Raw genomic sequence first — 25964 nt, 5'->3', positions numbered from 1 at the left:
CCTCGTCCCCGGCAGGCTGCTTCAGTTTACAGCGCGTTTTCCTGCAGCAGCTTATCGATAAAGGCGGGCACCACTTCGCTCGCCAGTCCGTAGTGCTTTTCGGCAAACTCACTGCCCACCTGGCTGGGCTCCAGGTTCAGTTCAACGGTGTGGGCGCCGTGCAGCCGCGCCTCGTGCACAAAGCCGGCCGCCGGATAAACGTGGCCGGAGGTGCCGATGGCGATAAAGATATCCGCTTCGGCCAGCGCGCTGTAGATCTCGTCCATCCCCAGCGGCATTTCGCCAAACCAGACCACGTGGGGACGCAGCGCCGCCGGGAACTGGCAGCAGTGGCACTTGTCCTCTGCGGTGATGTCGCCGGTCCACTCCAGTACCTGGCCACTCCACGAACAGCGCACCTTCAGCAGCTCGCCGTGCATATGGATCACCCGGCGGTTGCCGGCGCGTTCGTGCAGATTATCGATATTCTGGGTGACCAGCAGAAAATGGTCGCCCAGCAGATCCTCCAGACGCGCCAGCGCCAGATGCGCCGCGTTCGGCGCGATCTCCGGACTCTGCAGCTGACGACGGCGGGCGTTGTAGAACGCCTGCACCAGCGCCGGGTCGCGGGCGAAGCCTTCCGGCGTCGCCACATCTTCCACCCGATGCTCTTCCCACAGGCCATCGGCCGCGCGGAAAGTTTTGATCCCCGACTCCGCCGATATGCCCGCGCCGGTTAACACCACCACTCTCGGTTTGGCCATCGCTTCAGGCTTCATCCTGTCCTCCCTAAAGAAAATCCGCTGACGCAGACGGTCACGCAACTGACGTTTATTGCGACGAAAACGGCTCAATCGATGTAAACGGCGCGACTGCATAGCTACCTCTGTGATTAATGAGTCAGATGAAGGAAGGCCGCACCGCGCATTCCCCCGGCATCGCCGTGGCGCGCGCGCTCAATGCGCGGTACCCTGGCGACCGGCAGAAGATGGCGCGGTAATCGCTGCGCCAGCCCTTCGCTAATGGCCGTAAAGTTAGATAATCCACCGCCGAGCACCAGCAAATCCGGGTCGACAATGGTCAGTATATTCCCCAGACACACCGCCAGCAGATCGAGATAGCGCTCTACGTGCGCCTGGGCGCGCGGATCGTGCTGCTGCCACTGCGCCACAATCTCCGGCGAGGTGAGCGGTTGCTGATAAAAATGTTCATACAGCCAGGCAAAACCGCGGCCGGAGAGATAATTTTCAATGCAGCCCAGCTGGCCGCAGCCGCAGCGAAGCAGCGGAAAATCACGCCCGACCACCTCCAGGGCATCCACCGGCAGACGAATATGACCAAACTCGCCGGTGATATAGCTATGTCCGGTAATCGATTTACCGTTCAACACCAGGCCGCCGCCCACGCCGGTGCCGAGGATCAGCCCCATCACCAGCGGGTATTGCGTAAACTCATCGTCCCACGCTTCCGACAGCGCGAAGCAGTTGGCGTCATTATCGAGGCGCACATCGCGCCCCAGCCGCGCGCTGAGGTCGGCGCGCAGCGGCCGGCCGCTGGCGGCAGGCACGTTAGCGGCATACAGCGTGCCGTCCGCCGTTTCCGGCATCCCCGGGATACCGATCCCAACCGACCCCTGCTGGTCGAAGCGCTCATCGGCCTCGCGGACCAGCGCCTCTACCGCCTGGAGAAAATCCTCATAACTGCTTTTCGGCGTGGCGACGCGTTTTTCCCACTGCAGCCGCCGCTCCTGATTAAATACGCCCAGCGCTATCTTGCTGCCGCCAATGTCAAATCCATAGTACATTTCAGCAATTCCTCTTGTGTCGTCAGCCAGGCCGACGATGACGATAAATTACTGGCCACTCAGCACCCTCGCCGGGTCGATACGGCTGGCGCGGCGGGCGGGATACCAGCTGGCCAGCAAACTCAGCAACAGTGCTGTCACCAGCACATAAAAGACGTCCAGCCAGTGCAGTTCTGACGGCAGGAAGTCAATAAAATAGATGTCGCCGGAGAGGAATTTATGCCCAATCAGGTATTCGATGCCGTTGATGATTGACGTCAGGTTCAACGCGCAGATCACGCCGATCACCACCCCAAACAGGCTGCCTACCGATCCGGCTAATAAACCATACCACACGAAAATCGCGCGAATTAAGCCGTCTTTTGCGCCAAGCGTGCGCAGCACCGCAATATCGCCGCTCTTGTCTTTGACCGCCATCACCAGCGTCGAGACGATGTTAAAGCAGGCCACGCCGATCACCAGCACCATTGCCAGGTACATAATGGCGCGGATCATCTGGATATCGCGATACATATAGCCGTAGGTGCCGATCCAGCTCTTGATATAGACGTAGCTGTTGGTCACCTCGCCGGCGTCGCGCACCAGCTTGTTAGCATGGAAAACGTCCGTGACCTTGATGGCGATACCGGTCACGCTGCCGCCCATCTCCAGGTACTGCTGCGCATCCTGCATCGGGATCATGGCAAAACTATGATCGAGCTGGCCGCTCAGCTGCAAAATACCGGTCACATGCAGCCTGACGCGTTTCGGCTGCAGCAGCTGATGGTCGGCGTCGGCGTTAGGGATCATGATCGACACCCAGTCTCCCTGCTTCACGTGCAGCGCATCAGCGACGCCTTTACCCAGAATCACCTGCTGTTCACCGGCCTTGAAGCCGGCCCACGCGTTATTCTGCACAAAGGTGGGCAGCGCGCTGAGCCGGGTTTCCTGCTGCGGGTCGACCCCTTTCACCTGGATGGCGCGCATATTGCTGCCGCTTTCCACCAGGCCGGTGAAGTTAATATAGGGCGCCGCGGCGACTATCCCCTTCACTTTCTGCACCTTAGCCAGCGCCTCCTGCCAGTTATTCCACGGCTGGTTCACGGGTTCGATTTCACCGTGCGGCACCACCGCCAGCACGCGGTTATTCAGCTCGCGCTCAAAGCCGTTCATCGCGCTGAGGCCGACGATCAGCACTGCCACCCCCAGCGCAATACCGATGGTGGAGATCACCGAGATCAGCGACACCATGCCGCCGCGCCGCCGGCCGCGGCTGAAACGCAATGCAATCAGTAACGATAACGGAGAGGCCATTACTCGGCCCCCATCAGGGTCAGGTCGGCGGTCAGGCGGCCATCGCGCATCTCCAGCTGGCGGCTCATCCGCTTCGCCAGCTGCAGGTCGTGGGTCACCACCAGAAACGCGGTGCGCTGCGCGAGGTTCAGTTCGCCCAGCAGCTGGAAGATGCTGTCGGCGTTGCGAGCGTCGAGGTTACCGGTCGGCTCATCCGCCAATACCAGTCGCGGTTTGTTCACCAGCGCGCGGGCAATCGCCACCCGCTGGCGTTCGCCACCGGAGAGTTCCGACGGACGGTGATGGCTGCGGTGTTCAAGCCCGACCGCCTGCAGCATCGCTTTCGCCTGACGTTCAATGTCCGCCGGCTTCTTTTTGCCAATCAGCAGCGGCATCGCCACGTTCTCCAGTGCGCTAAAGTCCGGCAGCAGATGGTGGAACTGATAGATAAAGCCCAGCTCGCGGTTACGCAGGTCGGCGCGCGCGGCGGTGGAGAGCTTGCTCATCGGCTGGCCGGAGAAAATCACGTCGCCAGAGGTGGGGGTATCGAGGCCGCCCAGCAGATGCAGCAGGGTACTTTTGCCGGAGCCGGAGGTACCGACGATGGCCATCATCTCGCCTTCATCAATGCTGAAGCTGACATTGTGCAGGACATCGGTTTGCACATTGCCTTCCTGATAGCGTTTGCACAGGTTGTCGCATTGCAGCAGGATCTTATTCATAACGTAAAGCCTCAGCGGGTTGAGTGGCGGCAGCGCGCCAGGAAGGGTACAACGTAGACAACAATGCCAGCGCCATCGCCACCAGTGCGATAACGACGACCTGCAGCGGCTCAATCGCCACCGGCAGCGCCGCGCCGTCAAGGAAGGCGCCGATGATCGGCATTAAATTATTCAACTGGCTGGCCAGCAGCGCACCAAGCACCGCTCCCAGCAGCGCGCCGACGATCCCTGCGCTGGCGCCCTGCACCATGAAGACGGCCATAATCTGCCGCGGCGTCAGCCCCTGGGTCTGCAGGATCGCCACTTCGCCCTGCTTCTCCATCACCATCATCCCCAGCGAGGTAATAATGTTGAAGGCCGCGACGGCGACGATCAGGCTGAGCAGCAGGCCCATCATATTTTTCTCCATGCGCACCGCCTGGAACAGTTCACCCTTGCGCTCGCGCCAGTCCTGCCACTGGGTGCCCGGCGGCAGCGTCTGCTGGCTGAGGGTATCCACTTGCAGCGGTTTATCCAGCCACAGGCGCCAGCCGGTGATATTCCCCAGCGGATAGCGCATCAAACGGGAAGCGTCGTCGATGTTGGTCAGCATCTGATAACCATCGACTTCGCTGTTGGCAGCGAAGGTGCCGATGACCGTAAACAGGCGCTGGCTCGGCACGCGGCCCATCGGCGTAAACTGGCTGGCGGAAGGAACCATCAGGCGAATTTTATCGCCGCGATTAACCCCCAGCTGACCCGCCAGCTGCTCGCCGAGAATAACGTTATATTTACCCGCCTGCAGATCGCTCTGTTTGACGTTCACCAGATACGGGGTCAGGGGATCGTTCTGCGCCGGGTCGATGCCCAGCATGACCCCGACCGCCACGCTGCGCGCGCTCTGCAGCACCACGTCGCCGGTGGTGATCGGCGCCACCCGGGTTACGCCCTGGAGTTTCGCCTCGCGCTCCGGCAGCTGTTGGGGATTCACCGAACCCTGTTTGGCGCTAAGTATGGCCTGGGGCATCAGCCCCAGGATGTTGTTTTGCAGCTCGCGTTCAAAGCCGTTCATCACCGACAGGACCGTCACCAGCGCCATGACGCCGAGGGTAATACCGATGGTGGAAAGCCAGGAGACGAAGCGACCGAAGCGGTCGGCTGCTCGCCCACGCATATAGCGCAGGCCGATAAAGAGTGCGGCAGGTTGATACATGTCATCCATCTGGTTGCTGATAGCCGATTCCCGAGTATATAAGCGATTAGGGGCAGCGTAAATGACTGATACCTGACGACTTTATTAGCAAAAATCCTAAAACCCAAGCAAATACAAACGGATAGATAAGTACTTACTTATTTATCTTTACGCTTATCGACAGCGCTGACCTTTCTTCACCCAACACGCGATGGCAATTCGGGTTGGCGAATCCAGACCAATCGCGGATAATCTCACTATTGAATATCAGCGAGTTGCCCTCCATATCGGCAGAGCGAATCCCTAAGAGACCATGAAACCGTCTATGCCTGAACAATATCGATACTCATTGCCGGTGAAAGCCGGTGACCAGCGCCAGCTTGGCGAGTTGACCGGCGCAGCCTGCGCCACCCTGGTGGCGGAGATGGCCGAACGCCACAAGGGCCCGGTGGTGCTGGTGGCGCCTGACATGCAAAACGCGCTGCGTCTGAACGACGAGATCAGGCAGTTCACCGACAGCATGGTGATGGGGCTGGCGGACTGGGAGACGCTCCCTTATGACAGCTTCTCACCGCATCAGGACATCATCTCCTCCCGTCTTGCCACCCTTTACCAGTTACCCACCATGCAGCGCGGCGTGCTGATCGTCCCGGTCAGCACGCTGATGCAGCGCGTCTGTCCGCACAGCTTCCTTCACGGCCACGCGCTGGTGATGAAAAAGGGTCAGCGCCTGTCGCGCGATGCGCTGCGCGATCAGCTCGAGGGGGCCGGCTACCGCCATGTCGATCAGGTGATGGAGCATGGCGAATATGCTACCCGCGGCGCGCTGCTCGATCTGTTCCCGATGGGCAGCGACCAGCCCTACCGCCTCGATTTCTTTGACGATGAAATCGACAGCCTGCGCCTGTTCGACGTCGACAGCCAGCGCACGCTGGAGGAAGTGGCGGCCATTAACCTGCTCCCGGCGCACGAATTCCCCACCGACCAGACCGCCATCGAGCTGTTCCGCAGCCAGTGGCGCGACCGCTTTGAAGTGAAACGCGATGCCGAGCATATCTATCAGCAGGTCAGTAAAGGGACGCTGCCTGCCGGTATCGAATACTGGCAGCCGCTGTTCTTCAGCGAGCCGCTGCCGCCGTTATTCAGCTATTTCCCGTCCAGCACGCTGATCGTCAACACCGGCGATCTCGAGACCAGCGCGGAGCGTTTCCAGAATGAAGCCCGCGCCCGTTTTGAAAACCGCGGCGTCGATCCGATGCGCCCGCTCCTGCCGCCGGAACTGCTGTGGCTGCGCAGCGATGAGCTGTTTAGCGAACTGAAAAAGTGGCCGCGCGTACAGCTGAAAACCGAGCGCCTGGCGGACAAAGCGGCAAATACAAATCTGGGCTACCAGACGCTGCCGGACATCGCCGTCCAGGCGCAAAACAAAGCGCCGCTGGATAATCTGCGCCGCTTCCTCGAAGCGTTTACCGGCCCGGTGATCTTCTCGGTGGAAAGCGAGGGTCGCCGTGAAGCGCTGAGCGAAATGCTGGCGCGGATTAAAGTTGCGCCAAAACACGTGCTGCGTCTGGAGGAAGCCACCGGCAACGGCCGCTATCTGATGATTGGCGCCGCCGAGCACGGGTTTATCGACAGCCAGCGCGGCCTGGCGCTGATTTGCGAGAGCGACCTGCTCGGCGAGCGCGTCGCGCGCCGTCGTCAGGATTCCCGTCGCACCATTAACCCTGACACACTCATTCGCAACCTTGCCGAACTGCATATCGGCCAGCCGGTCGTTCACCTGGAACACGGCGTGGGCCGCTACGCAGGCATGACTACCCTGGAGGCGGGCGGCATCACCGGCGAATACCTGATGCTGACCTACGCTAACGATGCCAAATTATACGTTCCGGTCTCCTCCCTGCATCTTATTAGCCGCTACGCCGGCGGAGCGGAAGAGAACGCGCCCCTGCACAAGCTGGGCGGCGATGCCTGGACCCGGGCGCGGCAAAAAGCGGCCGAGAAGGTACGCGACGTCGCGGCCGAATTGCTGGATATCTACGCCCAGCGCGCAGCGAAAGCCGGGTTTGCCTTTAAACACGACCGCGAACAGTATCAGCTGTTCTGCGACGGTTTCCCATTTGAAACCACGCCGGATCAGGCGCAGGCGATCAACGCCGTCCTCAGCGATATGTGCCAGCCGCTGGCCATGGACCGCCTGGTGTGTGGCGATGTGGGCTTCGGCAAAACTGAAGTGGCCATGCGCGCCGCCTTCCTCGCCGTGGAGAACCACAAACAGGTGGCGGTACTGGTGCCGACCACCCTGCTGGCTCAGCAGCACTATGACAACTTCCGCGATCGTTTCGCCAACTGGCCGGTACGCATCGAAATGCTCTCCCGTTTCCGCAGCGCTAAGGAGCAGGCGCAGATCCTCGAGCAGGCCGCGGAAGGCAAAATCGACATCTTGATCGGCACCCACAAGCTGCTGCAAAGCGAGGTGAAGCTGCGCGATCTGGGGCTGCTGATCGTCGACGAAGAGCACCGGTTTGGCGTGCGGCATAAAGAGCGCATCAAAGCGATGCGCGCCGATGTCGATATCCTGACCCTCACCGCCACGCCGATCCCGCGAACGCTGAACATGGCGATGAGCGGGATGCGGGATCTGTCGATCATCGCCACGCCGCCGGCGCGCCGCCTGGCGGTAAAGACCTTCGTTCGCGAATACGATGCGCTGGTGGTGCGCGAGGCGATCCTGCGTGAAACGCTGCGCGGCGGCCAGGTTTACTACCTGTTTAATGACGTCGAGAACATCCAGAAAGCCGCCGACAAACTGGCGGAGCTGGTGCCTGAGGCGCGGATCGCCATCGGCCACGGTCAGATGCGGGAGCGTGAGCTGGAGCGGGTGATGAATGACTTCCATCACCAGCGCTTCAATGTGCTGGTGTGCACCACCATCATCGAAACCGGGATCGACATTCCCACCGCCAACACCATCATCATCGAACGCGCCGACCATTTTGGCCTCGCCCAGCTGCACCAGCTGCGCGGCCGCGTTGGCCGCTCCCATCACCAGGCCTATGCCTGGCTGCTGACGCCGCATCCAAAGGCGATGACCACCGATGCGCAAAAGCGCCTCGAAGCCATTGCCTCGCTGGAAGATCTCGGTGCCGGCTTTGCGCTAGCCACCCACGATCTGGAGATCCGCGGTGCCGGGGAACTGCTGGGCGAAGATCAGAGCGGTCAGATGGAGACCATCGGCTTCTCCCTGTATATGGAGTTGCTGGAGAATGCGGTGGATGCGCTGAAAGCCGGGCGCGAGCCGTCGCTGGAGGATCTCACCAGCCAGCAGACCGAAGTCGAACTGCGCATGCCTTCCCTGCTGCCTGACGATTTCATCCCCGACGTCAATACCCGCCTGTCGTTCTATAAGCGCATTGCCAGCGCCAAAAACGAACAGGATCTGGAGGAGATCAAAGTCGAGCTGATCGATCGTTTTGGTCGCCTGCCCGACGCCGCCCGCAACCTGCTGGATATCGCCCGTCTACGTCAGCAGGCGCAGAAGCTGGGGATCCGTAAACTGGAAAGTAACGAAAAAGGCGGCGTGATCGAATTTAACGAGAAAAACAACGTCAATCCGGTGTGGTTAATTGGCCTGCTGCAGAAGCAGCCGCAGCACTTCCGCCTGGACGGGCCGACGCGCCTGAAGTTCATGCAGGATCTCGAGGAGCGTAAGACGCGGATGGACTGGGTTCGCCAGTTCATGCGCCAGCTGGAAGAGAACGCCGTCGCCTGATCGCGGGGGGATATGGCCGTTACGCCGTATCCCCCTTTCCACATATCTGGCAATCTTTACAAACATTTTGCAATCCGCCTGGATTTCCCCACACAGACTCACGCCATAATCTCATCTCCTTTTTCATATAAAAATAACCACTTATATATTTTGGAGTTATGGTAATGAGAATCCGTTTCCCCTTGATGCTGGCGCTGGTCGCGCTGGTTGCTGCGCTGGCGCTGCCCGCGCGCGCTAACACCTGGCCCCTTCCCCCGCCGGGCAGCCGACTGGTGGGGCAGAATCAGTTCCATGTGGTGCAGGATAACGGCGGTTCGCTGGAGGCGATTGCCAAAAAGTACAATGTCGGCTTCCTGGCCCTGCTGCAGGCCAATCCCGGGGTGGACCCCTACGTTCCGCGCGCCGGCAGCGTGCTGACCATCCCCCTGCAGACGCTGCTGCCCGATGCGCCGCGCGAAGGGCTGGTGATTAACCTTGCCGAACTGCGCCTCTACTATTACCCGCCAGGCAAGAATGAAGTGACCGTCTACCCGATCGGCATCGGCCAGCTGGGCGGAACCACCATCACACCGACAATGGTTACCACCGTGTCCGACAAGCGGGCCAATCCGACCTGGACGCCAACCGCCAACATTCGCGCGCGCTACAAAGCGATGGGGATTGAGCTGCCGGCGGTGGTGCCTGCCGGTCCTGACAACCCGATGGGACATCACGCCATCCGCCTCGCCGCCTATGGCGGAGTCTATCTCCTGCACGGCACCAATGCCGATTTCGGCATCGGTATGCGCGTCAGCTCCGGCTGTATTCGTCTGCGCGACAACGATATCAAGGCGCTGTACAACGCCATCTCGCCGGGCACGAAGGTGAATATTATCAACACGCCGATCAAGGCGTCGGTAGAGCCGGACGGTCGCCGTCTGGTTGAGGTCCATCAGCCGCTGTCTGAGCATATCGATGACGACCCGCAGACCCTGCCTATTACGCTTAACGCGGCCATGAAGGCGTTCAAACAGGCGCCGCAGACCGACGGAACAGTGATGGAGCGCGCGATGAATTACCGCTCGGGCATGCCCATTGACGTCACCCGTCATGCGGACCCCGGCCCGCAGTCGCTGTAACCTCACACCGCAGAAAACAAAAAACCCGCCTTCAGGCGGGTTTTTTGTTGGCAAGGGTCAAACAGGGGTACAACAGGGTTTTACTCATCGCTGACCGGTGAAGGGGGCCGGGCAGCGACGCATCGGGTTTACTTGTAGATAACCGCGGTACCGTGAAGGGTATTCGGACCGGTTACCGAAGTAATACGGTATGAGGTGGCGCCCATCTCATCCGCTTTCTGCGCCAGCTGGTCTTCCAGCGAACCCAGGTTAGTCCCTGCGGAAGCTGAGATAGTACCCACTTTATGCTGGCCGGCTGGGGTGGACTGCACCTCAACAGCGGCAAAGCTGGCGAAAGAGAGGGAGCTAAGAACGGCGGCAATAGCCAGAGTATTAACGGTTTTCATGATTATTATACCTATGCAGATGAATTTTATAGTAGGGTCGTTAGCATTAACTTAACGATCGATAGGTAAATATTAATGTGATCTAAGTCACACGTCAACGCATTTTTATAACGATCGTTTAACTATTTATAAAATGCTTAATTTTCATACGCATATGAATTATTTATTTTTGAACTAACAGCGCTGGCCCCGGCGATCGTTTATTTTTATAATGACGATTCACCAAACCAACATAGGTACAACGGCATCATGACAACTGACGTTCAGAGTTGCGCCAAAAAAAGCCGTGGCCGACCGAAGGTGTTCGACAGGGATGCGGCGCTGGACAAAGCCATGACACTCTTCTGGCAGCACGGCTATGAGGCGACCTCGCTCGCCGATCTGGTCGAGGCGACAGGAGCAAAAGCCCCCACCCTGTATGCGGAATTTGTGAATAAAGAAGGACTGTTCCGCGCAGTATTGGACCGTTACATTTCGCGCTTTGCCGCGAAGCACGAAGCCGTGCTGTTTGCTGAGGGAAAATCCGTCGATCGGGCGTTGCGCGACTACTTCACCGCGGTCGCCACCTGTTTTACCAGCAAAGAGACACCGGCCGGCTGCTTTATCATTAATACCTCCGCCGCGCTGGCCGCCTCCTCGACGGATATCGCCAATACCATCAAATCCCGCCATGCGATGCAGGAGCAGGCGCTAACCCAGTTTCTGCAGCAGCGGCAAGCGCAGGGCGAACTGCCCGCGGGCCGCGACGTGGGGCAGCTGGCGCAGTTTCTCAACTGTGTCCTGCAGGGGATGTCCATCAGCGCACGGGAAGGCGCCGATTTTGACAAACTGATGCAAATCACTGACACCACCCTCCGTCTCTGGCCGCTGGTCCTCGAGTCCTGATGCGCCCCGCTTCCGGCGGTGTTCAACCGCCGGAACCGCCCGCCGTTTCGCTTTATCCCCACAAAATAGATTGATTTTTATTACCTTTTCTCGCGCAAGATAAACGCAAATGATATTGATTGCGATATTCATTATGTGCAAAATCCTTTTTTGAGTTTTTCCAGATGTTTCGCATTGTAACGAATACCGGCCCGACGCCGGCCCATAACAACGACAAAACAACTTGCTCATAAAAGGAATGGATATGAAAAAGCGCCTCTGGGTGCTCCACCCTCTGCTGCTGGCCAGCGCGCTGCCTGCGCTGGCGGCTCAGTCTGAAGAAGACAGCATTATCGTTAGCGCGAACCGCACCCATCGCACCGTTGCCGAAATGGCCCAAACCACCTGGGTCATTGAGGGCCAGGAGATTGAGCAGCAGGTCCAGGGCGGAAAAGAGTTCAAAGACGTGCTGGCGCAGCTGATCCCAGGCATCGACGTCAGCAGCCAGGGGCGCACCAACTATGGGATGAACATGCGCGGGCGCGCCATCGTCGTGCTGATTGACGGCGTCCGGCTCAACTCTTCCCGCACCGACAGCCGCCAGCTCGACGCCATCGACCCGTTCAACATCGAGCATGTCGAAGTGATCTCCGGGGCAACCTCGCTGTACGGCGGCGGCAGTACCGGCGGACTTATCAACATCGTCACCAAAAAAGGGCAGCAGGATCGCCAGGTCGATCTTGAGGTGGGCAGCAAGAGCGGGTTTGCAAACAGCAACGATCATGATGAGCGCGTCGCGGCGGCGGTCAGCGGCGGGACAGACCACGCGTCCGGGCGTTTATCGGTAGCCTATCAGCGTTTCGGCGGTTGGTACGACGGCAATAACGATGCGCTGATCCTCGATAACACCCAAACGGGGCTCCAGCACTCTGATCGTCTGGACGTCATGGGGACGGGGACGATCGAGATCGACGACAACCGCCAGCTGCAGCTGGTCACCCAGTACTATAAAAGCCAGGGCGATGATGACTATGGTCTGTGGCTCGGGAAAAATATGTCCGCGGTCACCAGCGGCGGCAAAGCGTACACCACCGATGGGCTCAATTCCGATCGTATCCCCGGCACCGAGCGCCATCTGATCAGCCTCCAGTACTCCGATGCCGATTTCTTCGGCCAGAATCTGGTGAGCCAGGTGTACTATCGCGATGAGTCCCTCACCTTCTATCCATTCCCGACGCTCAGCAAAGGTCAGGTCAGCAGCTTCTCCTCGTCGCAGCAGGATACCGATCAGTACGGGGCAAAGCTGACCCTCAACAGCCAGCCGCTGGCGGGATGGGATCTCACCTGGGGTCTCGACGCCGATCATGAGACCTTCAATGCCAACCAGATGTTCTTCGATCTGCAACAATCGCTGGCGTCCGGCGGGCTGCACAACGAATCGATCTACACCACCGGTCGCTATCCGGGATACAGTATCTCCAACGTCGCGCCGTTCCTGCAGTCGAGCTATGATCTGAACGATATCTTTACCCTCAGCGGCGGGGTTCGCTACCAGTGGACCGAAAACCGGGTTGACGACTTTGTCGGCTACGCCCAGCAACAGGATATCGCCAACGGCAAAGCGCGCTCCGCCGACGCCATCAAAGGCGGCAAAACCGATTATGACAACTTCCTGTTTAACGCCGGGATCGTGGCCCATCTGACCGAGCGTCAGCAGACCTGGTTTAACTTCTCGCAGGGCGTTGAGCTGCCGGATCCGGGTAAATACTATGGCATCGGGAAATACGGCGCGGCGGTCAATGGTCATCTGCCGCTGCTCTCCAGCGTCAACGTCGATGACTCGCCGCTGCAGGGGATCAAGGTTAACTCGTATGAGCTGGGCTGGCGCTATACCGGCGATAACCTGCGCACTCAGCTGGCGGCGTATTACTCGACTTCGGATAAGACCATCGTCGTCAACCGTACCGATATGACCATCGATGTTCAGTCCGACAAACGGCGTATTTACGGCGTTGAGGGTGCGGTCGATTACTTTATTCCGGACAGCGACTGGAGCGTCGGCGGCAACTTCAACGTGCTGAAATCACAGGTGCAGACCGATGGCCGCTGGCAGAAGTGGGACGTCACCCTCGCCTCGCCGTCCAAAGCCACCGCCTGGGTGGGCTGGGCGCCGGATCCGTGGAGCCTGCGCGTGCAGAGCCAGCAGGTGTTTGACCTCAGCGACGCCGCCGGCAACAAGCTGGAAGGCTATAACACCGTCGATTTTATCGGCAGTTACGCGCTGCCGGTGGGAAAACTGACCTTCAGTATCGAAAACCTGCTTAACGAAGACTATATCACCATCTGGGGCCAGCGCGCGCCGCTGCTCTACAGCCCAACGTACGGCAGCTCGTCGCTGTATGAATACAAGGGCCGCGGCCGCACCTTCGGTCTGAATTACGCGTTAACCTTCTGATAAAAAAAGCCCCTCAGCCTGAGCGATTGAGGGGCTAATCAATACACAAATCTGTTTTTAGATTTTGTTGTTCAGGACCAGCTGGCCGTTGTTGTCCAGCGGGATCTGGCTGCCAGGATCGTGATCCATCCGGATTTTCCCCTGCTGATCGCCTATCTTATAGGTCACATCGTAACCCAGCATTTTGTCGGATTTGTCATACACCGTTTTGCAGCGCTGTTGCGTGGTGGTGTAGGTGTCGTTGTCCTGCATCGCGCCCTGGATCTGGTTACCGGCATAGCCGCCGCCCAGCGCGCCCACCACCGTCGCCACGCTGCGTCCGTGACCGCCGCCGAACTGGTGGCCAATCACCCCGCCCGCCACCGCGCCCAGCACGGAACCGGCGATGCGGTTTTCATCCTGTACCGGACGACGATGGGTCACGGTGACATTGCGGCATTCCTGGCGCGGGGTTTTCACGGTTTCTTTAATCGGTGTACTGGAGACCACTTGCGCATACTGCGGGCCGCGATCTAACACGTTGAGACCAGCGACAGCTGCAACGCCCAGCGCGGCAGCCACGCCTATCCCTATACCCGCCAACATAGATTTATTCACGGGAGATCCTCCTTTGTTGCTGTTGATACAATTTTGCAACCGGACCCGGGAAGGCGCAAATCAGATAGCGGATGAAAAGTGCGAGAATTCGCTGCAAATCAAAGGGATTCAGAGGATTCCGAGCGGGATCGCCGCCGGTTCAGCAGAAGAGCCCGGAGGCGCCGCCAGGGCGCGCTCCGGGTCGCAACAGCGATTAATGCAGCTTGAGGCGCGGACGAATGATGCGGTTGATGCGCCCGACCAGCATCATCAGGCCGGTTTTGAAATAGCCGTGCAGTGCGATCTGGTGCATACGGTACAGGGAGATGTACACAAAGCGCGCAATGCGCCCTTCCACCATCATCGAGCCGCGCATCAGGTTGCCCATCAGGCTGCCGACGGTGGAGTAGTTGGATAGCGACACCAGTGAGCCATGGTCTTTATAGGTATACGCCTTCAGCGGTTTACCTTTCATCTGCGCGAGGATGTTATTCAGCGCGCAGGTAGCCATCTGGTGCGCCGCCTGGGCACGCGGTGGCACAAAGCCGCCTTCCGGACGGGCGCAGGAGGCGCAATCGCCAATGGCGAAAATATCCGCGTCGCGGGTGGTCTGCAACGTCGGCTCAACCACCAGCTGATTGATACGGTTGGTTTCCAGGCCGCCGATCTCTTTCATGAAATCTGGCGCTTTGATCCCGGCCGCCCAGACCATTAGATCCGCTTCAATATATTCGCCATCTTTGGTGTGCAGGCCGCCCGCATCGGCGCTGGTGACCATGGTCTGCGTCAGCACCCGTACACCCAGCTTGGTCAGCTCATTATGCGCCGCCCCGGAAATGCGCGGCGGCAGCGCCGGCAGAATGCGTTCGCCCGCTTCGACCAGCGTGACGTTCAGCGCTTCGTTGGTCAGCCCTTTGTAGCCGTAACTGTGCAGCTGTTTCACGGCATTATGCAACTCAGCGGAGAGTTCCACGCCGGTGGCGCCGCCGCCGACGATGGCAATGTTTACTTTACCGTTAGCGCCGAGGTTCGCGGAGTATTTAAGGAACAGGTTGAGCATTTCCTGATGGAAACGACGCGCCTGGTGCGGGTTGTCGAGGAAAATGCAATTCTCTTTAACGCCAGGGGTGTTGAAGTCATTCGAGGTACTGCCCAGCGCCATCACCAGCGTGTCGTACGGCAGTTTACGCTCAGCCACCAGCAGCTCGCCTTTTTCATTGCGCAGCTCGCCGAGGGTGATGGTCTTCCCTTCACGATTGATATCGACCACCGACCCCAGCTGGAACTGGAAGCCGTGGTTGCGGGCATGGGCCAGATAGCTCAGCGCATCGACACCTTCATCCAGAGAACCGGTGGCCACTTCGTGCAGCAGCGGCTTCCACAGATGGCTGTGGTTACGGTCCACCAGGGTGATTTTCGCTTTCTTATGGCGCCCTAACTTTTTCCCCAGCTGAGTTGCCAGTTCCAGTCCGCCTGCGCCGCCACCCACAATTACGATTTTTTTCAATGGCGTAGTCATGTGTACCCCTAAAATTATTAACCAATTGTTAAATAAAAGTTATTAAAATAGCCTTTATTTAACAACAAGTTACGTCAATGAAACCATTCAGCACTGTCGAGAATACCATGAACGGTGCATTGGTCATACCAAAATTGATGTGCATCAAGTTTTGTCGCGTATTTTTTCAGCGAAACCAATAAGTGTAGACATGAAAAAACCCGCGCGGTGAACCCGGCGCGGGTTTGGAGACAGGGGAAAAGGCTTAACCGAGGGTTTTAAACGCTTTCAGCCGCTGCAGGTGCGGCGAAATGTTTTTAAACTTATGGGTCTGCTCTTCATCCCAGATAATTTCATAATAGTGGTGCAGAAGGTCGGCGGAACGCTGGCTGTCCAACGCTTCGTCCTGTCGGGAAAGCACCACCAGGCAGCGATCGCGGTTCTTTTCGCGGAAGTTGGTCACGCATTTGGTGGCGATGTCAGCATACTCTTCCGGTCGGTCGATTTTGCCTTCCATATTCTCATGCGGAAACAGGTTCGGATTGAACACCGCCTGACGGATATCGCACAGGAAACCAATCCGCTCCGCCCAGTAACCGCCGAGTCCAACGCCGCAGATCAGCGGCCGGTCATCGGCGGTAAGCTGCAGCATTTTATCAACCTCTTTCAGCAGATGCTGCATGTCGTGCTTGGGATGGCGCGTGCTGTAGCTTATCAACCGCACGTCAGGGTCAATAAACTGCAACTGCATCACCTTCTCGTGGTTACCGGGGCTGTTCGAGTCAAAACCGTGTAAATAGATAATCATCGCATCCTCACCAGACAACAACGCCCCGCAGAGCGTTACGCGGACTTCGCCTCTTGCCAGCGCGCATGAAGCTGCTCCAGCTGGGCACTCACCGTTTTCCAACGGGCTGAATCCCTTAACTCCTGACGGGAAAAGGAACCTTTATGATACAATTTCGTAACACGCTCTGCTTTGATCGGCGACAGGTTATCCAGAACACTGACCGCGCCCTTACGATTATTGCAGACGAGTATCATATCGCAACCGGCGTCGAGCGATGCCTGGCCGCGTTCGGCATAGCTGCCCATGATCGCCGCCCCTTCCATCGACAGATCGTCGGAGAAAATCACCCCATCGAAGCCCAGCTCGCCGCGCAGCACCGTTTTCAGCCAATAGGCCGAACCGCTCGCCGGACGCGGGTCGAGCTCCGGGTAAATCACATGCGCCGGCATAATGGCATCCAGACGCTGCTCGGCGATAAGGCTTTTGAATACCGCCATATCGTGGTCGCGGATAACCGATGCCGGACGCGGATCGAAGGGGGTTTCTTTGTGCGAATCGGCAGTCACCGCCCCGTGTCCCGGGAAGTGTTTGCCGGTGGTTTTCATGCCCGCGGCGTGCATGCCGTCAATGACGTGACGCGCCATCGTCAACGCTTTCTGCGGATCTTCATGATAAGAACGTTCGCCGATTGCGGCGCTGATGTGACCGACGTCCAGCACCGGCGCAAAGCTGATATCGATGTCCATGGCGATCATTTCGCTGGCCATCAGCCAGCCAGCCTCGGCGGCCAGTTTGCCCCCCTCTTCCATCCCCAGCAGCGCAGCGAAAGACTGGGCCGCCGGTAAACGGGTAAAGCCTTCGCGGAAACGCTGAACGCGTCCCCCTTCCTGATCGACCGCCACCACCAGATGGTTACGGGAGGCTTCGCGGATCTGGCGCACCAGCTCCCGCAGCTGCGCCGGATCGTGATAATTTCGGGTGAAGAGGATCAACCCTCCCACCAATGGATGCGCCAGAATCTCTCGCTCTTCCGCATCCAGTTCATACCCTTCAACATCCAACATCACTGGGCCCACACTGACCTCTCTTATCCTTTGCGTTCGTTGTCTAACTGACACCATGTTTCATCTGCCAGCATGATAAATTGCCGATCCCCGCTCTGCCGCCAGCGCATTTCATACCAGCCCGCCATGAGCAGCAGTACCCACGGACGCCAGCGCGCCACCTGCCGCCATAGCTGCTGCGCGTCGATAGCCGCCCGTCGGGCATATGCCGCCACCAGCTGGCGGCGCTCGTCCGGGGCGATCCACACGGCGGCCAGCTCCAGCGCGATATCGCCATCGCCGGCATATTCCCAGTCGATCAGCTTCAGACCGGCGTCGCTGTGGATAATATTGCCGGCATGGACGTCCATATGCAGCGGCGCCAGCCGCAGAGGACGAGGCTCGCCCCGGCGGCACAGCCGCTGATGCCAACGTAGCCAGCGCGGCGTGCGCCGGGCCGGATCGCTCCTCTGCCAGTACTGCGCCAGCAGCGGCCCGAGACTAACACGCCAGCCGAACCGCGGTTGCTGATGCAAATCATACAATAAGCCAGACAGCTGCGGGCAGTCAGGTAACTCGCTTTTCACCTCACCCGCGCAATACTCCACCACCATCCAGCAGGGCGAGTAAAACAGAGGATTGGGCGCCAGCCTGGCAGGCAGCCGGCGCAGCGCACGATACTGACGGCGAAAATAACAGGCAGCGGCAGACGGGTCGTGCGGCTGACGCAGCACTCGTCGCTGGTCGCCATCGCTGATAATCACACTGCCGCCGCTGAGGCCGGTCTGGCTCAGCGAGGCGACAGGATGATAGTGGGGAAAGAAGCGCGACAAGAGCTCGTCGCGCGTTAGCTTATTGTTGCTGAACCGCACCTTTACCTGACCAGATAATCTCGCCGGTTTGCACCAGCATCAACTGCATCTTTAGCTCGGGCGCGTTGACATTGCCAGTGGCATTGGAATAAAGCACATACTGCGCGCCCACGTTGCGGGCGATGCCCATGGCTTTGCTGCGGCTGCCGAGGCTGTCCTGCGGCGACAGGCCCAGCTGCTGCTTGGCGACCGCCAGCTGCTGCGGTGAAACAAGGGTAAATTTGCCGTTGCCCGCCAGCGCGTTACGTAACGCGGTGGTGGCTTCTCCGGCATTCAGCGAACCGTTGGTGCGGTTGTTCACGCTGTCAACCAGCAGAATACTGCCGGCATTGACCCCGCCCGCCTGCAGCATCTGTCCCACCATCGGCTGCACCGCGCCGTTCCAGTCATAATGACGCACGCGCGGCGCCGGCTGACCCGACTGCTGATCCTGATGCTCAATCGGTCCTGGCTGCGACGGGACGGAGGGCACCGCCGGTACCGTCGGCACCGTGGGCTGTGGCTGCACAGGCTGCTGCGGCTGCGGTTTGGCCTCTTCTACCGGCGCGGGCTGCTCACGCAGCCCCGCACAGCCTGCGAGGAATATCGCCAGTGCTGTGATTAACGCATAGCGACACATTTTCATCATTATAATTACCCCTTACAGATAAAGATAAAGGCGGGCCTTATGCGCCCCCAGGATATTGGCGCTGCCATACAACGTCACCGAGGAGCGAGCCGGGACCACGATGGTGCGCGGTGCCTCCAGCGGGTGCATCTCCAGCCCTCGGGCGTCATACCAGAAAAAACGATAATGCACGGTGACCGGCTGTTGGCGCTCGTTATACAGCGTAGAGGAGGCGGTAGCCTGGATCTCCGTCGCCACGACGACAGGCTCGCTGGCGCTGATCCCGGCGGCCAGCACGCTCGACTCCATCACCAGCGCCTGCTGGTCAGAAACCGGGATCTCCGGGTGTGAACTACATCCGGCCAGCAGCCCCGCCGCCAGACACGCGCCCAAAAGGGTCCTTAGCATGGCGTTAGCCTTTGTGCGCCAGCATCGGACCCAGCGGACGACCGCCCAGCAGATGCATATGGATATGGTAAACTTCCTGGCCGCCGTGGCGGTTGCAGTTGACGATCAACCGGTAGCCATCGTCGGCGAGGCCTTCATCGCGGGCAATCTTCGCCGCGACGGTCATCATCCGGCCCAGGGCCAGTTCATGTTCGGTGGTGACGTCATTTACGGTAGGAATCAGAACGTTCGGGACAATCAGAATGTGGGTGGGCGCCTGCGGGGAGATGTCGCGAAAAGCGGTCACAAGCTCATCCTGATAAACAATATCCGACGGGATCTCCCGGCGAATGATTTTGCTGAAAATCGTTTCTTCTGCCATGACTGATTCCTTATTAGTTTTATCCCGTACGCTGGCCTGCTTCTGCAGATAAACGCAGACGCACAGGTTCCGGTAAGAGTATGAGCGACATCCTCCCTCTCTTTCAACCTGAAAGCTCTTTTTCTTATTCAACTATAGACTTAGCTGCTGAGGGAATAAGCATTTGGCGGACAGTTAGCAGGGTTATCGCCTCTGGAAGGCCTATCTTGTCACGTAAAAAAGGCAGCCAGTTGGCTGCCTTAGTCTCCCCGATACTACGTCTTAACTGTTACGGATGTACTCATCCATTTCAGTTTTCAGGTTATCGGACTTGGTACCGAAGATGGCCTGTACGCCAGAACCTGCCACTACCACGCCAGCGGCGCCCAGTTTTTTCAGGCCAGCCTGGTCAACTTTCGCTACATCCGCCACGCTAACACGCAGACGAGTAATACATGCGTCGAGGTTGGTGATGTTCTCTTTACCGCCGAAAGCGGCGATCAGAGCCGGAGCCATCTCGCTGGTTGCACCAGCTTTGCTCTCTTCGGTGGTATCTTCACGACCCGGTGTTTTCAGATCCAGGGCTTTAATCAGCACGCGGAAAATGACGTAGTACACGATCGCATAGCAGATACCGACGATCGGGAACAGCCACAGCTTGCTGCTGTTACCGGACAGCACGATAAAGTCGATCAGGCCGTGAGAGAACGAAGTACCGTCACGCATACCCAGCAGGATACAGATCGGGAACGCCAGACCCGCCAGGATGGCATGGATAACGTACAGGATCGGCGCCACGAACATGAACGAGAACTCGATCGGCTCGGTGATACCGGTCAGGAACGAGGTCAGCGCGGCGGAGATCATGATACCGCCCACTTTGGCGCGGTTTTCCGGTTTAGCAGAGTGCCAAATCGCGATAGCCGCTGCCGGCAGACCGTACATTTTGAACAGGAAGCCGCCAGACAGTTTGCCCGCGGTCGGGTCGCCTGCCATGTAGCGCGGGATATCGCCGTGGAATACCTGACCAGCCGCGTTGGTGTATTCGCCGATCTGCATCTGGAAAGGAACGTTCCAGATGTGGTGCAGACCAAACGGCACCAGGCAACGCTCGATGAAACCGTAGATACCAAACGCCACCACCGGGTTCTGATAAGCAGCCCACTGGGAGAAGGTCTGGATCGCGGAACCGATCGGCGGCCAAATGAAGGAGAGGATCACGCCGGTGAAGATAGCGGCCAGACCAGAGATAATCGGTACAAAGCGCTTGCCCGCAAAGAAGCCGAGATATTCTGGCAGCTTAATGCGATAGAAGCGGTTAAACATGTACGCGGCGATAGCACCGGAAATAATACCGCCAAGCACGCCGGTATCAGCCAGGTGTTTTGCCGCAATCTCGTCAGCAGGTAAATGCAGCACCAGCGGCGCAACCACCGCCATGGTTTTCACCATGATGCCGTAAGCTACCACTGCAGCCAGTGCGGATACACCGTCGTTATTGGTGAAGCCGAGGGCCACACCGATAGCGAAGATCAGCGGCATGTTGGCGAAAACTGAACCGCCTGCTTCTGCCATAACGTGGGAGACCACGGCTGGCAGCCAGCTGAAGTTTGCGGAACCGACGCCCAGCAGGATACCTGCGATAGGCAGTACGGATACCGGCAGCATCAGCGATTTACCGACCTTCTGCAGGTTAGCAAATGCATTCTTAAACATAATTGAGAGTGCTCCTGAGTATTTGGTACTTTTTTACGTTTTCACGCATTGGCCCGGGGGGAGAACCGCGCCGTGGACAGGACATCTAAGCGCCCTTTATTTATTACACAGAGTAAAATAATTAACGGGATGATTGTTTGACGGCTATCACGTTTCAATCAGCCTTCCGGTAAAAATTTACATCAGCTTACATAAGTTGTATCCAGATGTTGCCAAAAAACCTTCACCGCCACTTTTGTGGCGGTGAACTTTACTCGCTTTGGCTATTAATTACGAGCCTTAAAATAATAAGCAGATCAAGCAGGTTGCAAGCGGGCGGGGTCAATGTGGAACAGCGTGGCAAAATTGTCGGTGGTCTGCTGAGCCAGTTGCTCCAGCGACACACCCTTCAGTACCGCCATGTATTCAGCAACGTCACGCACCAGCGCCGGCTGGTTCTCTTTGCCGCGATGGGGTACCGGCGCCAGGTATGGCGAATCGGTCTCCACCAGCAGACGATCCAGCGGAACATAGCGCGCCGCATCGCGCAGCTGCTCGGCGTTACGGAAAGTGACGATACCGGAAAACGAGATATAGAACCCCATGTCGAGCAGCTTACCCGCCGTCTCCCTGTCCTCAGTGAAACAGTGTAGTACGCCTCCGCAATCCGTCACCTTTTCTTCGCGTAAAATGGCCAGGGTATCGGCGCGAGCGTCACGGGTATGCACGATCACGGGCTTGTTCAGCTCCCGGCCGATGCGGATATGGTCACGGAACGAAGTTTGCTGCTGGACTTTGGTTTCCGGGGTATAAAAATAGTCCAGTCCGGTCTCTCCCATCGCGACGACGCCCTCTTCCGCCGCCAGCGTGCGCAGCGTCTCCACCTCGTAGGGCTCATCCTGGTTTAACGGGTGCACGCCGCAGGAGAAGACGACGTTGTCACGCCTTCCTACCAGCTCGCGCATACTGCGGTAGCCAGGCAGCGTCGTGGCGACCGCCAGGCAAAATTTCACATCGCGTGCGGCCGCTTTTGCCAGTACGTCATCGACGTTTTTGTGCAGGGTTTGATAATCCAGACCATCAAGATGGCAGTGGGAGTCGACTAAAAACATAATGTCTCACTCAGAGGTGGGAGACGGGTAAAACCGTCCCGGGTTGCAGGTAATGTTCCCAGCGCAGCAGGCGCTCGGTGAGCAGCAGTTCGCGGTTGACGCCGACGACGTTCAGCAATTGCTCGCGGCAGGTACAGACGTCATGGGCAATCGCCTGCAGCCGGGCGGCGGGCAGACTGTGCGCCAGCTGCTCCAGCAGCGGCCAGACATCCGGGTTACTCACCAGGGCAATTCCCTGCTGTCGTTTTTGCGCATCGACCAGCAGCGATGCCAGCCAGTGCAGGCGAACCGCCGCCTGTTCATGATTGAGTATCGGCAGCAGCGCCAGCCAGTCACCGCTCGCCAGTGTGGTCGCCAGCGCCTGACACAGCTGCTGTCGCGCCGTCCACTGCGGCTCTTTAAGCAGTTCGAGCGCGGCGGCCGGCGCGCTGGCGCACAGACGTAACGCGGTCAGCAGCGCCTCCTGCGGCAGGTTCACCTCACGCTCCAGCCAGGCCAGGGCATAAGATTCCGTCGGCGGCGACAGGTGGTGCAGGCGGCAGCGACTGCGCAGGGTGGTCAGCAGACGCGCCGGCTCCTCGCAGGCGAGGAAGAACCAGGTATTTTCCGGCGGCTCCTCCAGCGTTTTCAGCAACGCGTTGGCGGCAGCATCGGTCAGCAAGGCGGCATCGCTAATCCATACCACCTTCGCCCCACCGAGGCGCGCGCGCTCATAGAGCTTGTCGTTGACATCGCGCACCGCGTCAATACCCAGCGCGCTCTTGCCTTTCTCAGGGCTCAGCGGATAGTAATCGGGGTGCGTACCGGCCTGCATCAGCTGGCAGCTGTGGCAGTGACCGCAGCTTTTATGCCCTTCAGGCTGGCGGCACATCAGGAAGCGGCACAGCGCATAAATCAACGCCTCGCCGCCCATCCCGCTCAGAGACTGTAACAGTAAGGCGTGGTGGCCACGTCCGGCCTGATAGCTACCGACCAGTTGTTCGAACGAGGGGCGCAGCCACGGATACCATTTCATGCCGGTTGCTCCGCCATCCACTGGGCGATCGTGGCGCGAATATCGCGCGCGACGGCATCCAGCGGCTGCGTCGCATCCACCGTGCGGATAGAAGGATCTGCCGCAGCCAGCTCAAGGTAGCGCGCGCGGGTACGATTGAAGAAGTTCATCGACTCCTGCTCAATGCGATCCAGTTCGCCGCGGGCGCGGGCGCGCTGCAGCCCCACTTCCGGCGTAACGTCGAGGTACAGCGTCAAATCGGGACGAAAATCGCCGAGAACGGCGTCGCGCAGCATCGCCAGCATCGTGCGGTCAATGCCCCTGCCGCCGCCCTGATAGGCCTGGGTGGAGAGATCGTGACGATCGCCGATCACCCACTGGCCGCGAGCCAGAGCAGGCTTAATCACCGTCTCCACCAGCTGGACGCGCGCCGCGTAAAACATCAGCACTTCCGCTTTATCGTTAATCACTTCATCGCCCGTGGACTGGATATCCAGCACCAGGCTACGCAGTTTTTCAGCAAGGATTGTGCCCCCCGGCTCACGGGTAAACACCATATCGTGAATACCTGCCGACTGCAGCGTCTCCACCACCAGTTGACGTGCGGTGGTCTTCCCGGCGCCCTCCAGCCCCTCGATGACGATATAGTTACTGCGCATTTTTTTCCTTAAGTACTTTCAGATAGTCCTGCACCGCGCGGTTATGGCTGACCAGGTTTGTGGTAAACGTATGGCCCCCTTTCCCGTCGGCGACAAAATAGAGGTATGGTGTTTTCGCCGGATGGGCGGCCGCCTTCAGCGACGCTTCGCCCGGCACCGCGATAGGGCCTGGCGGCAGGCCGCTGATGGTATAGGTATTGTACGCGGTCGGCGTCTCCAGATCCTTACGCGTTAACTTTCCATTATACCCTTCGCCCATCCCGTAGATCACCGTTGGGTCGGTCTGTAAGCGCATGCCGATGCGCAGGCGGTTGATAAATACCGACGCGACGCGATCGCGCTCTTCCGCCACCGCGGTCTCTTTCTCAATAATCGAGGCCATGGTCAACAGCTGATTCTGATCGGCATAGGGCAGATTATCCATCCGTCCTTCCCAAATCTTCGCCACTTCAGTGACCATTTTCTGATGCGCGCGCTTGAGGATGGCGATGTCGCTAGTATTGGCGGTGTACATCCAGGTGTCCGGCCAGAACCAGCCTTCCACCCAGTCGGCATGGTCAAGACCTAACGCCTTAGCCACCGTCGCGTAGCTATCGTCTTCAAGCGTGTGCTTCACGTAGGGAGCATCGCGCAGCTGACGAAGGTAGTCGCTGACGCGCATGCCTTCGACAAAGCGCAGCGGAAACTGCGCCTCTTTGCCGCTGGCCAGCAGCTGCAGCATCTCGCGCACCGTCATTTGCGGCGTGAGGCGATAGGTCCCGGCCTTGAAGTGAGACAGCTCAGGCTCCATCCGCAGCAGCCACTGGAACACGCGCGGGCGATTGATCACCTTCTCGCGATAGAGATCCTGCCCCAGCGCCAGCCGGCCGGTGCCGGCTTCGAGGGTAAAGATGGTCTCTTCTTTAATCAGCAGCTTGCTGTCCGCCAGCTGGCGTACCTTCCACATTCCTGCCGCCGCGGCGATGCCCAACAGCACCACCAGCAACAGGATAAAACGTAACATTTTCTTCATACTAACCAGACAGCTCACACAAAGGGGCTAAAAAATGGTAAAGCTCGCGCGAGGACCAGACGGTCTCCTCCCAGCGACGAACCGGCACCAGCGGCATCAGCGCATTGCAGATCAGCACTTCATCGGCCTCCCGCAACGCCTCGGGACGCGCTGTCACTTCGACAACGCGAAACGTCGATGGTGCCAGCTGCGCGATACAGCGCTGCCGCATTATGCCGTTGACCCCGGCATAATCGAGTCGCGGAGTAAATACATCCCGTCCCTGACGCCAGAATAAATTCGCGGCACAGCATTCCGTAAGCCACCCGTCACTGTCAAGGACCAGCGCCTCATCGGCGTCCGTCTGTTCAAGATGAGAGCGAATCAGCACCTGCTCCAGACGATTAAGATGCTTCAGGCCAGCCAGCCAGGGGTTGCGCCCCAGGGTCACCGGGCTCCGGGTCAGGGTAATGCCCTCCTCCCGCCAGCGCGCGTAGTGCGCCGGAAGCGGAGAGTCGCTCAGAATACGGGTGGGCGACGCACAGCCCGCCGTGCTGTATCCCCTTCCCCCAACGCCGCGGGTAAGGGTCACCTTAAGCACGCCCTGCGCGTGCGGTCGAGCCAGACGCTGCATCTCGTCGCTTAGCGTCAGCCAGTCGTCAAACGGGATGCGTAATTTTTCGCAGGTTGTCTGCAAACGCTGCAGATGGGCGTCCAGTAACGCAACCTGTCCATGCTGTATACGGGCAGTGGTAAAACAACCGTCGCCAAACTGGACGGCGCGATCGTTCGCCGCCAGCGTGTCCTGTTCAACGCCATTTATCAAGAACATAAAG

Annotated in this window: 26 protein-coding genes and 1 pseudogene; 5 read left to right on the top strand and 22 right to left on the bottom strand. The window is 58.9% G+C overall.

Features of this window, described 5'->3' with window-relative positions:
* Positions 1–26: 26 nt before the first annotated feature.
* The 6 genes from cobB to ACLH1I_RS22065 form a co-directional block, all read right to left on the bottom strand.
* The gene (gene cobB / locus ACLH1I_RS22090; protein ID WP_048323680.1) at positions 27–857 is read right to left on the bottom strand and encodes a Sir2 family NAD+-dependent deacetylase; all 831 of its coding nucleotides are present in this window, start codon (positions 855–857) and stop codon (positions 27–29) included.
* A 14-nt stretch (positions 858–871) separates the two neighbouring features.
* On the bottom strand, positions 872–1783 hold the full coding sequence (nagK, locus tag ACLH1I_RS22085; protein ID WP_032455829.1) for an N-acetylglucosamine kinase: 912 nt from the start codon (positions 1781–1783) through the stop codon (positions 872–874).
* A 48-nt stretch (positions 1784–1831) separates the two neighbouring features.
* On the bottom strand, positions 1832–3076 hold the full coding sequence (gene lolE / locus ACLH1I_RS22080; protein WP_008806005.1) for a lipoprotein-releasing ABC transporter permease subunit LolE: 1245 nt from the start codon (positions 3074–3076) through the stop codon (positions 1832–1834).
* Positions 3076–3777 carry a lipoprotein-releasing ABC transporter ATP-binding protein LolD gene (gene lolD / locus ACLH1I_RS22075; RefSeq protein ID WP_004204584.1) on the bottom strand — a complete coding sequence of 234 codons (702 nt, stop codon included), beginning with the start codon at positions 3775–3777 and terminating at the stop codon, positions 3076–3078. Before lolD ends, lolE begins: the two co-directional genes overlap by 1 nt.
* Positions 3770–4969, bottom strand: coding sequence for a lipoprotein-releasing ABC transporter permease subunit LolC (gene lolC, locus ACLH1I_RS22070; RefSeq protein ID WP_004204582.1), 1200 nt, complete (start codon positions 4967–4969; stop codon positions 3770–3772). Before lolC ends, lolD begins: the two co-directional genes overlap by 8 nt.
* A 133-nt stretch (positions 4970–5102) precedes the next feature.
* Positions 5103–5234 (bottom strand): hypothetical protein, encoded by a 132-nt coding sequence (locus tag ACLH1I_RS22065; protein WP_004140630.1) that lies wholly within the window; start codon positions 5232–5234, stop codon positions 5103–5105.
* Between the two features lie 39 nt (positions 5235–5273).
* Between ACLH1I_RS22065 and mfd the strand changes: the two genes are divergently transcribed.
* Together mfd and ACLH1I_RS22055 are read left to right on the top strand one after the other, a co-directional pair.
* Entirely contained in the window at positions 5274–8720 is a 3447-nt protein-coding gene (mfd, locus tag ACLH1I_RS22060) for a transcription-repair coupling factor (RefSeq protein ID WP_043519500.1), read from the top strand.
* 164 nt (positions 8721–8884) lie between these two features.
* Complete coding sequence (locus ACLH1I_RS22055) at positions 8885–9838, top strand: L,D-transpeptidase family protein (protein WP_017898955.1); 954 nt, start codon at positions 8885–8887, stop codon at positions 9836–9838.
* A 128-nt stretch (positions 9839–9966) separates the two neighbouring features.
* Here ACLH1I_RS22055 and bhsA read toward each other — a convergent pair whose 3' ends face one another.
* Positions 9967–10224: a multiple stress resistance protein BhsA gene (bhsA, locus tag ACLH1I_RS22050; protein ID WP_002900788.1), complete on the bottom strand. Its 258-nt coding sequence runs from the start codon at positions 10222–10224 to the stop codon at positions 9967–9969.
* A gap of 133 nt (positions 10225–10357) precedes the next feature.
* Here bhsA and ACLH1I_RS22045 point away from each other — a divergent pair.
* Both ACLH1I_RS22045 and ACLH1I_RS22040 read left to right on the top strand, forming a co-directional pair.
* Positions 10358–10477, top strand: a pseudogene (locus ACLH1I_RS22045) (hypothetical protein).
* Entirely contained in the window at positions 10474–11109 is a 636-nt protein-coding gene (locus ACLH1I_RS22040; protein ID WP_004204579.1) for a TetR/AcrR family transcriptional regulator, read from the top strand. The pseudogene ACLH1I_RS22045 and the gene ACLH1I_RS22040 overlap by 4 nt, the downstream one beginning before the upstream one ends.
* Before the next feature lie 52 nt (positions 11110–11161).
* Here the strand turns inward: ACLH1I_RS22040 and ACLH1I_RS22035 are convergent, their stop codons facing one another.
* Positions 11162–11284: a hypothetical protein gene (locus ACLH1I_RS22035; RefSeq protein ID WP_004140642.1), complete on the bottom strand. Its 123-nt coding sequence runs from the start codon at positions 11282–11284 to the stop codon at positions 11162–11164.
* 69 nt (positions 11285–11353) lie between these two features.
* On the opposite strand from ACLH1I_RS22035, the gene ACLH1I_RS22030 reads away from it, so the two are divergent.
* Positions 11354–13543 carry a TonB-dependent siderophore receptor gene (locus tag ACLH1I_RS22030; protein ID WP_043519501.1) on the top strand — a complete coding sequence of 730 codons (2190 nt, stop codon included), beginning with the start codon at positions 11354–11356 and terminating at the stop codon, positions 13541–13543.
* A 57-nt stretch (positions 13544–13600) separates the two neighbouring features.
* Here the strand turns inward: ACLH1I_RS22030 and ACLH1I_RS22025 are convergent, their stop codons facing one another.
* From ACLH1I_RS22025 to pabC, 14 genes are all read right to left on the bottom strand, one after another.
* Positions 13601–14140 carry a glycine zipper 2TM domain-containing protein gene (locus ACLH1I_RS22025; RefSeq protein ID WP_002900781.1) on the bottom strand — a complete coding sequence of 180 codons (540 nt, stop codon included), beginning with the start codon at positions 14138–14140 and terminating at the stop codon, positions 13601–13603.
* Between the two features lie 193 nt (positions 14141–14333).
* On the bottom strand, positions 14334–15638 hold the full coding sequence (locus ACLH1I_RS22020; RefSeq protein WP_008805997.1) for an NAD(P)/FAD-dependent oxidoreductase: 1305 nt from the start codon (positions 15636–15638) through the stop codon (positions 14334–14336).
* A gap of 244 nt (positions 15639–15882) precedes the next feature.
* Positions 15883–16425 (bottom strand): alpha/beta hydrolase YcfP, encoded by a 543-nt coding sequence (ycfP, locus tag ACLH1I_RS22015; RefSeq protein WP_002900775.1) that lies wholly within the window; start codon positions 16423–16425, stop codon positions 15883–15885.
* A gap of 35 nt (positions 16426–16460) precedes the next feature.
* Positions 16461–17471 carry a beta-N-acetylhexosaminidase gene (nagZ, locus tag ACLH1I_RS22010; RefSeq protein WP_072140424.1) on the bottom strand — a complete coding sequence of 337 codons (1011 nt, stop codon included), beginning with the start codon at positions 17469–17471 and terminating at the stop codon, positions 16461–16463.
* Between the two features lie 23 nt (positions 17472–17494).
* Positions 17495–18322 carry a thiamine kinase gene (gene thiK / locus ACLH1I_RS22005; RefSeq protein WP_004204574.1) on the bottom strand — a complete coding sequence of 276 codons (828 nt, stop codon included), beginning with the start codon at positions 18320–18322 and terminating at the stop codon, positions 17495–17497.
* The gene (gene lpoB / locus ACLH1I_RS22000; RefSeq protein WP_074194131.1) at positions 18303–18941 is read right to left on the bottom strand and encodes a penicillin-binding protein activator LpoB; all 639 of its coding nucleotides are present in this window, start codon (positions 18939–18941) and stop codon (positions 18303–18305) included. Before lpoB ends, thiK begins: the two co-directional genes overlap by 20 nt.
* A gap of 21 nt (positions 18942–18962) precedes the next feature.
* Entirely contained in the window at positions 18963–19337 is a 375-nt protein-coding gene (locus ACLH1I_RS21995) for a YcfL family protein (protein ID WP_004204572.1), read from the bottom strand.
* A gap of 4 nt (positions 19338–19341) precedes the next feature.
* Positions 19342–19698, bottom strand: a complete 357-nt coding sequence (gene hinT / locus ACLH1I_RS21990; protein ID WP_004204571.1) for a purine nucleoside phosphoramidase — start codon at positions 19696–19698, stop codon at positions 19342–19344.
* Between the two features lie 261 nt (positions 19699–19959).
* On the bottom strand, positions 19960–21393 hold the full coding sequence (gene ptsG, locus ACLH1I_RS21985) for a PTS glucose transporter subunit IIBC (protein WP_004204570.1): 1434 nt from the start codon (positions 21391–21393) through the stop codon (positions 19960–19962).
* A gap of 296 nt (positions 21394–21689) precedes the next feature.
* Positions 21690–22484, bottom strand: a complete 795-nt coding sequence (locus ACLH1I_RS21980) for a metal-dependent hydrolase (protein WP_004204569.1) — start codon at positions 22482–22484, stop codon at positions 21690–21692.
* Positions 22485–22494: 10 nt separating this feature from the next.
* Entirely contained in the window at positions 22495–23499 is a 1005-nt protein-coding gene (gene holB, locus ACLH1I_RS21975) for a DNA polymerase III subunit delta' (protein ID WP_017900729.1), read from the bottom strand.
* Complete coding sequence (tmk, locus tag ACLH1I_RS21970; protein WP_151628533.1) at positions 23496–24137, bottom strand: dTMP kinase; 642 nt, start codon at positions 24135–24137, stop codon at positions 23496–23498. Before tmk ends, holB begins: the two co-directional genes overlap by 4 nt.
* Positions 24127–25149: a cell division protein YceG gene (gene yceG, locus ACLH1I_RS21965; RefSeq protein ID WP_004204565.1), complete on the bottom strand. Its 1023-nt coding sequence runs from the start codon at positions 25147–25149 to the stop codon at positions 24127–24129. The genes tmk and yceG overlap by 11 nt, the downstream gene beginning before the upstream one ends.
* Before the next feature lies 1 nt (position 25150).
* On the bottom strand, positions 25151–25960 hold the full coding sequence (gene pabC / locus ACLH1I_RS21960) for an aminodeoxychorismate lyase (RefSeq protein WP_057214305.1): 810 nt from the start codon (positions 25958–25960) through the stop codon (positions 25151–25153).
* Positions 25961–25964: the final 4 nt, after the last annotated feature.

It is taken from the genome of Klebsiella sp. 1SOBk10mer, assembly GCF_046602535.1.
Taxonomy (GTDB): domain Bacteria; phylum Pseudomonadota; class Gammaproteobacteria; order Enterobacterales; family Enterobacteriaceae; genus Klebsiella; species Klebsiella quasipneumoniae.
This window is presented reverse-complemented; position numbering and strand designations above follow the sequence as displayed.